The organism is Mesorhizobium sp. M0862 (assembly GCF_040319795.1).
Taxonomy (GTDB): Bacteria; Pseudomonadota; Alphaproteobacteria; order Rhizobiales; family Rhizobiaceae; genus Mesorhizobium.
In genome coordinates, this window is sequence record NZ_JAMYOJ010000029.1 from 62,562 (window position 1) to 69,009 (window position 6,448).

The window sequence follows — 6,448 nt, forward strand, 5'->3', positions numbered from 1 at the left end:
CAGCTCCTATTCAGCAGCCACGCGCGCCGGCGCGGGCTTGAAATCTTCGGGGAAATGGGTGATCGAGCTCATCACCGGATAGGGCGTGAAGCCGCCCAGCGCGCAGAGCGATCCGAACTTCATCGTGTTGCAGAGATCGGTGACCAGTGCCAGGTTCTTCTCCGGCTCGATGCCGGCGGCAAGCCGGTCGATGGTCTCCACCCCGCGTATCGAGCCGATGCGGCAGGGCGTGCACTTGCCGCAGCTTTCGATGGCGCAGAACTCCATGGCAAAGCGCGCCTGCTTCAGCATGTCGGCCGTGTCGTCGAACACGGTGATGCCGGCATGGCCGATCAGCCCGTCGCGCTTCGCGAACTCTTCGTAGTCGAACGGCGTGTCGAACAGGCCGCGCGGGAAATAGGCGCCGAGCGGGCCGCCGACCTGCACCGCCTTCACCGGGCGACCTGTGGCCGTACCGCCGCCGATATCGTCGACGATCTCGCCCAGCGTCATGCCGAACGCCGCCTCGAACAGGCCGCCGAACTTGACGTTGCCGGCGATCTGTATCGGGATCGTGCCGCGCGAGCGGCCCATGCCGAAATCCTTGTAGAAGGCAGCACCCTTGTCCATGATGATGGGCACGGAGGCCAGGCTGATGACGTTGTTGATCACCGTCGGCTTGCCGAACAGACCCTGGATTGCCGGCAGCGGTGGCTTGGCTCGCACCACGCCGCGCTTGCCTTCAAGGCTGTTCAGCAGCGAAGTTTCCTCGCCGCAGACATAGGCGCCGGCGCCGACGCGGATTTCCATGTCGAAGGCGTTGGGCGAACCCAGCACGCTGACGCCGAGCACGCCTGCCTTGCGGGCGACCTCGACAGCCTTGTTCATGACAGCCACCGCATGCGGATATTCCGAGCGGATATAGACGAACCCCTTGGTCGCGCCGGTGGCGATGCCGGCAATCGTCATGCCTTCGATGAGCACGAAGGGGTCGCCCTCCATAATCATGCGGTCGGCAAAGGTGGCGCTGTCGCCCTCGTCGGCATTGCAGACGATGTATTTGCGGTCAGATGTCGTATCGAGCACCGTCTTCCACTTGATGCCGGTCGGGAAGCCGGCGCCGCCTCGGCCGCGCAAGCCCGATTCCGTGACCTGTTTGACGATGTCGAGCGGCGCCATGGCCACCGCGTTCTGCAGGCCCTTGAGCCCGCCCAGTGACTTGTAGGCATCGAGCGATAGCGGGTCGTTGATGCCGCAACGCGCAAAGGTCAGGCGCGTCTGCTTGGCCAGGAACGGGATTTTGTCGGGCGCGCCCAGCCAGCGCTTGTGATGCCCGCCGGTGAGAAAGCCGCTGTCGAACAGGCTCTTGACGTCCGATGGCTTGACCGGCCCGTAAGCGACGCGGCCCTTTTCGGTCGCGACCTCGACCATCGGTTCGAGGAAATAGGCGCCGCGCGAGCCGTTGCGGACGATCTTGGCCTCGACACCCCGTTCGGCCAGTTCCGCACGAACAGCCTTGGCGACTTTTTCGGCGCCGAGCGCCAGCGCGCCGGAGTCACCTGGAATGTAGATGCGCGGGATCATGAGCGTACCTCCGCGACGATCTCTTCGATCTTCTCGTCATCGAGCCGCCCGATCACCTCACCATCCAGCATCGCCGACGGTGAACAGGCGCACAGCCCGAGGCAATAGACAGGCTCAAGCGTAACCGATCCGTCGCGGGTGGTCTCATGGAAATCGATGCCGAGCAACTGCTTGACCTTTGCGGCGATCGCATCCGAACCCATCGACTGGCAGGCTTCCGCCTGGCAAAGCTTGAGCACATGCCGGCCAGCCGGCCGGGCACGGAAATCATGATAGAAGGTCACGACGCCATGCACTTCGGCCCTCGACAGGTTCAGCCCATCGGCGATGACGGGCACGGCGTCCTGCGGCACGTGGCCAAATTCTTCCTGGATCTCGTGCAGGATCGGCAGCAGGGGGCCTTCGAGGCCCTTCAACTCCTGGATGATCGCCGCCGTGCGCGACTGTATCTCGGTACTTGCAGGCTGCATCGTCACGCAGCGCCCTCCCTATCGTAGCGATCGATGCATATAATCGTCCAAAAGCATGAAGCGGTTTTGGAACAACGACATGCCTACGCCGCTTAAACGCTAAGTGCTTAAGAAATCAGAGAAAACCTCTGAAATCAATAAAGCGGTTTCGTTGCACGATAGAAAATTTCTATCGCGCCGATTGACCAGTTATGACTAGCTCAGCGATTGGCGCGGAAATCGTCTGCCAGCGCCATCGCCTCGTCCAGCAGCGCCTGCACCAGCGGCGTGTGCGGTTCGCGCGGCGCGGCGACCAGCCCGACCGTGTGGCTAGCATCCGGTTCGACGATCGGAATGGCCCGGATCGGCTCGGAAAAACCGAATGTTTCCGCCAGGTTGAGCGGCATGATCGACGACCATTTGCCTGTCCGTATGTGGGAGAACAGCACGATCATCGAGTTGGATTCCAGTGTCGGCCGCACCTGCACGCCGGCCTCGGCCAGATGCTGGTCGATGATGCGGCGGTTCTGCATGTCCGGCGTCAACAGGCAGAGCGGCAGCTGGCTGATTTCGGCCCATGTCACTTTGTCGCGATCCGAATAGGGATTTCCGACCGCCGTGATCAGCTGGTAGCGCTCGTCATAGAGCGGCACGCTGGTCACCCGTCCGAGAGGCTCGTTGTCGAGATAGGTGATGCCGGCATCGACGTCGAAATTGCCGAGCAGCGACAACACCTCGATCGAGGTGCGCGACAGGATAGAGAAGGTGACGCCCGGATGCTTCTCGCGAAATGGCGTCGTAAGCCGCGCCACCATGGCGAGGGCGGTTGGGATGGCGGCAATACGGATACGCCCGGACAGGCCATGTCGCGCCGCCCGCATCTCTTCGCGCATGGTCCTGGAATCGCCGACGATGCGACGCGCCCACACCAGCACCTGCTTGCCTTCCGGCGTCAGCCCCTGAAAGCGCGAACCGCGATTGACCAGCATGACGCCGAGCTGGCCCTCCAGCTGCTTGATCCCGGCCGACAAGGTCGGCTGCGTGACGCCGCACGCTTCCGCCGCCCGGCCGAAATGCTCCTCCTTGGCCAGCGCGATGAAGAATTCGAGCTTGTCGATCATACCATCCATCCGTTCGTTGCACGCAAGGTCGGGGAAATTGCCTTTCGCCGCAAGCTCTACCCGCAATTGGCCATCCACATCTTTGGGCCGGCTGGCTGTTTCCCCCGGCCGAACACGGCGCTATGTGGTTGGATGGAATACGAGGAGATCGGACATGCTGGGCTGGTTCCGCAAGCTTTTGCCGCGCGAAGATCGCTTCTTCGACCTCTTTGAACGGCATTCCCGCACCGTGGTCGGCGGCGCCGAGGCGCTGGAGCAGCTCCTGCAGGGCAAGGACATCGATCGTTGGTGCCAGAAGATCATCGATCTCGAGGACGAGGCCGATCATATCACGGCCGAAGTGCTGCTGGCGGTGCGGCGTTCCTTCATCACGCCCTTCGATCGCGGCGACATCAAGGACCTGATCCAGTCGATGGATGACGCCATCGACATGATGCACAAGACCGTCAAGACGGTGAAGCTGTTCGAAAAGAAGGAATTCGACCCGCTGATGCAGGAGATGGGTGGCGTCATCGTTGCCGCCTCCAGGCTGGTTGCCGAAGCGATCCCGCTGCTCAGCAAGGTCGGCACGCACACGGTACGCCTCAACGCCATCGCCGAAGAGGTGATGCGCGTCGAAAGCCGCGCCGACGATCTGCATGAGCAGGGATTGAAGGACCTGTTCAAGCGGCATGGCCGCAGCGATCCGATGGCCTACCTGATCGGCTCGGAGATCTACGGCCAGCTGGAGAAGGTGGTCGACCGCTTTGAGGACGTCGCCAACGAGATCAGCGGCATCGTCATCGAGAACGTTTAGGCAATGGAAGCCACCATCGCCTTTCCCGTGCTGATCGGCCTTGTCGCCGTCGCGCTGTTTTTCGATTTTCTCAACGGCCTGCACGATGCAGCGAACTCCATCGCCACCATCGTCTCCACCCGCGTGCTGAGACCGCAATATGCGGTCCTGTGGGCGGCTTTCTTCAATTTCATCGCCTTCATGTTCTTCGGCCTTCACGTGGCTGAAACCGTGGGAAAAGGTATCGTCGACGTCAGCATCGTCACGCCGGCGGTGATCTTCTCGGCGCTCGTTGGCGCCATCGTCTGGAACATCGTCACCTGGATTGCCGGCATCCCGTCCAGCAGTTCGCATGCCCTGATCGGCGGGCTCGTCGGCGCCGGCGTTGCAAAGGCTGGGCCCGGCGCCATCGTCTGGACCGGGCTTGGCAAGACGGTCGCCGCAATCGTCGTGTCGCCGGCGACAGGGTTTGTTCTGGCGCTGGTCCTGATCCTGGCCGTTTCCTGGCTGTTCGTGCGCCAGACACCGTTCGCCGTCGACAGCACCTTCCGCGTCATGCAGTTCTTTTCGGCCTCGCTTTATTCGCTAGGGCACGGCGGCAACGACGCCCAGAAAACCATGGGCATCATCGCCGTGCTGCTCTATTCGCAAGGTATGCTCGGCGGGACGTTCTACGTGCCGCTGTGGGTCGTCCTCACCTGTCAGACAGCACTGGCGCTCGGCACTTTGTTCGGCGGCTGGCGCATCGTTCACACGATGGGCTCGAAGATCACCCGGCTGAATCCGATGCAGGGCTTCTGCGCCGAGACCGGCGGCGCCATCACCCTGTTTGCCGCCACTTGGCTTGGCGTTCCCGTGTCGACCACCCATACGATCACCGGGGCCATCATCGGTGTCGGCGCTGCCCGTCGCGTCTCGGCCGTGCGCTGGGGCGTTGCCGGCAACATCGTCATCGCCTGGATCGTCACCTTGCCGGCCACGGCTGCAATTTCGGCGCTCACCTACCTTGCGGTTGGCCTGGCAAGGTGAGGCGGACACCGTGGTGCTTGGAGTCGCTGCCAATCTGCACTATCTGAGCCGCAGCCAAACGCCTTAGGGAACAATGCATGTCCGTCACCAAGGAAATCGTCACCGAGCGTCTGAAGACGGTCAACGGGCCGGACTTCACCGGCAACATCGTCGACCTCGGCATGGTTTCGGAGATTTTCATCGCCGATTCGAAAGTGTTTTTCTCGATCACCGTTCCCGCCGCCCGTGCACAGGAGATGGAGCCGCTGCGCGCCGCAGCCGAGCGTGTCGTCAAGGCGATCCCTGGTGTCGCCGGCGCCGTCGTCGCGCTGACGGCGGAGAAGAAGGGCGGCGGCATGGAGGCTCCGGTTGCGTCGCGTCCCGCGCCCAGGCCGGCACCCCCGGCTGCGCCAGCCGCGCCGCGCCCAGCTCCACACTCTCCAGCCCCGCACGCCCCGGCCTCGGAAAGGTCGGGCAAGCGCGGCGTGCCCGGCATCGAGGCGATCATCGCGGTGGCGTCCGGCAAGGGCGGCGTCGGCAAGTCGACCACCGCTGTCAACATCGCGCTTGGCCTCGCCGCCAACGGTTTGCGTGTCGGCGTGCTCGATGCCGATATTTATGGCCCGTCCATGCCCAGGCTGCTCAACATCCATGGCCGGCCGCAGACCGTCGACGGCAAGATCCTGAAACCGATGGAGAACTACGGCCTTAAGGTGATGTCGATGGGCTTCCTCGTCGACGAGGAGACGCCGATGATCTGGCGCGGTCCGATGGTGATGTCGGCGCTGACGCAGATGCTGCGCGAGGTCGAATGGGGCCGCCTCGACGTGCTCGTCGTCGACATGCCGCCCGGCACCGGCGACGCCCAGCTGACCATGGCCCAGCAGGTGCCGCTGGCCGGCGCCGTCATCGTCTCGACGCCGCAGGACCTGGCGCTGATCGACGCCCGCAAAGGATTGAATATGTTCAAGAAGGTCGACGTGCCGCTGCTCGGCATCGTGGAGAACATGAGCTATTTCATAGCCCCCGATACCGGCAAGCGCTACGACATCTTTGGCCATGGCGGGGCGCGGCGCGAGGCCGAGCGACTCGGCGTGACCTTCCTCGGCGAAGTGCCGCTGGAAATGGGCATTCGCGAAAGTTCTGATGAAGGTGCTCCGGTGGTGGCGTCGAAGCCAGACAGCGCCGAGGCGAAGATCTATCGCGGCATTGCTTCGAAGGTCTGGGACCGGGTCAACGAAGAACGCGGCGCGGCCGAAGCGGCGGTGCCGAACATCGTGTTCGAGTAGCTCGGATATCCCTCCCCCTTGAGGGGAGGGTGGCCCGAAGGGCCGGGTGGGGTCCGCGGTGACACGCTCGACGCTATTTCTTTACAAGTCGAGGCAGCTCAACTCACGTTGAGGCAGTTGAGGCGACCCCACCCGCCTCGCTTCACGATGTCCAGCCGATAGATGGGTAACACTTTGAACCGGATACATAGGTGACACTTCTCTCCCCCTATGCGTCCGCCGCAGCGCCAAGCGGATTGGTTG

General features: G+C 63.2%; 6 protein-coding genes. 3 read left to right on the forward strand and 3 right to left on the reverse strand.

Features of this window, described 5'->3' with window-relative positions:
* Window positions 1–6: 6 nt before the first annotated feature.
* The 3 genes from NKI15_RS28880 to NKI15_RS28890 form a co-directional block, all read right to left on the reverse strand.
* Window positions 7–1,563: a formate dehydrogenase beta subunit gene (locus NKI15_RS28880; RefSeq protein WP_023673426.1), complete on the reverse strand. Its 1,557-nt coding sequence runs from the start codon at window positions 1,561–1,563 to the stop codon at window positions 7–9.
* The gene (locus NKI15_RS28885) at window positions 1,560–2,039 is read right to left on the reverse strand and encodes a formate dehydrogenase subunit gamma (RefSeq protein WP_023738147.1); all 480 of its coding nucleotides are present in this window, start codon (window positions 2,037–2,039) and stop codon (window positions 1,560–1,562) included. Before NKI15_RS28885 ends, NKI15_RS28880 begins: the two co-directional genes overlap by 4 nt.
* Before the next feature lie 194 nt (window positions 2,040–2,233).
* Complete coding sequence (locus tag NKI15_RS28890; protein WP_023688790.1) at window positions 2,234–3,133, reverse strand: LysR family transcriptional regulator; 900 nt, start codon at window positions 3,131–3,133, stop codon at window positions 2,234–2,236.
* A gap of 154 nt (window positions 3,134–3,287) precedes the next feature.
* On the opposite strand from NKI15_RS28890, the gene NKI15_RS28895 reads away from it, so the two are divergent.
* From NKI15_RS28895 to NKI15_RS28905, 3 genes are all read left to right on the forward strand, one after another.
* Window positions 3,288–3,929, forward strand: coding sequence for a DUF47 domain-containing protein (locus NKI15_RS28895; RefSeq protein ID WP_023673429.1), 642 nt, complete (start codon window positions 3,288–3,290; stop codon window positions 3,927–3,929).
* Between the two features lie 3 nt (window positions 3,930–3,932).
* A complete protein-coding gene (locus tag NKI15_RS28900; RefSeq protein ID WP_023828550.1) occupies window positions 3,933–4,937 on the forward strand; it encodes an inorganic phosphate transporter in 1,005 nt (334 codons plus the stop codon).
* 77 nt (window positions 4,938–5,014) lie between these two features.
* A complete protein-coding gene (locus NKI15_RS28905) occupies window positions 5,015–6,205 on the forward strand; it encodes an Mrp/NBP35 family ATP-binding protein (protein ID WP_286440766.1) in 1,191 nt (396 codons plus the stop codon).
* The last annotated feature ends 243 nt before the right edge of the window (window positions 6,206–6,448 follow it).

What these genes read in the sequence shown, in the direction of transcription:
- NKI15_RS28880 (WP_023673426.1), bottom strand. Translation starts at nt 1,563, where the DNA reads ATGATCCCGCGCATCTACATTCCAGGTGACTCCGGCGCGCTGGCGCTC.
- NKI15_RS28890 (WP_023688790.1), bottom strand. Translation starts at nt 3,133, where the DNA reads ATGATCGACAAGCTCGAATTCTTCATCGCGCTGGCCAAGGAGGAGCAT.
- NKI15_RS28895 (WP_023673429.1), top strand. Translation starts at nt 3,288, where the DNA reads ATGCTGGGCTGGTTCCGCAAGCTTTTGCCGCGCGAAGATCGCTTCTTC.
- NKI15_RS28900 (WP_023828550.1), top strand. Translation starts at nt 3,933, where the DNA reads ATGGAAGCCACCATCGCCTTTCCCGTGCTGATCGGCCTTGTCGCCGTC.
- NKI15_RS28905 (WP_286440766.1), top strand. Translation starts at nt 5,015, where the DNA reads ATGTCCGTCACCAAGGAAATCGTCACCGAGCGTCTGAAGACGGTCAAC.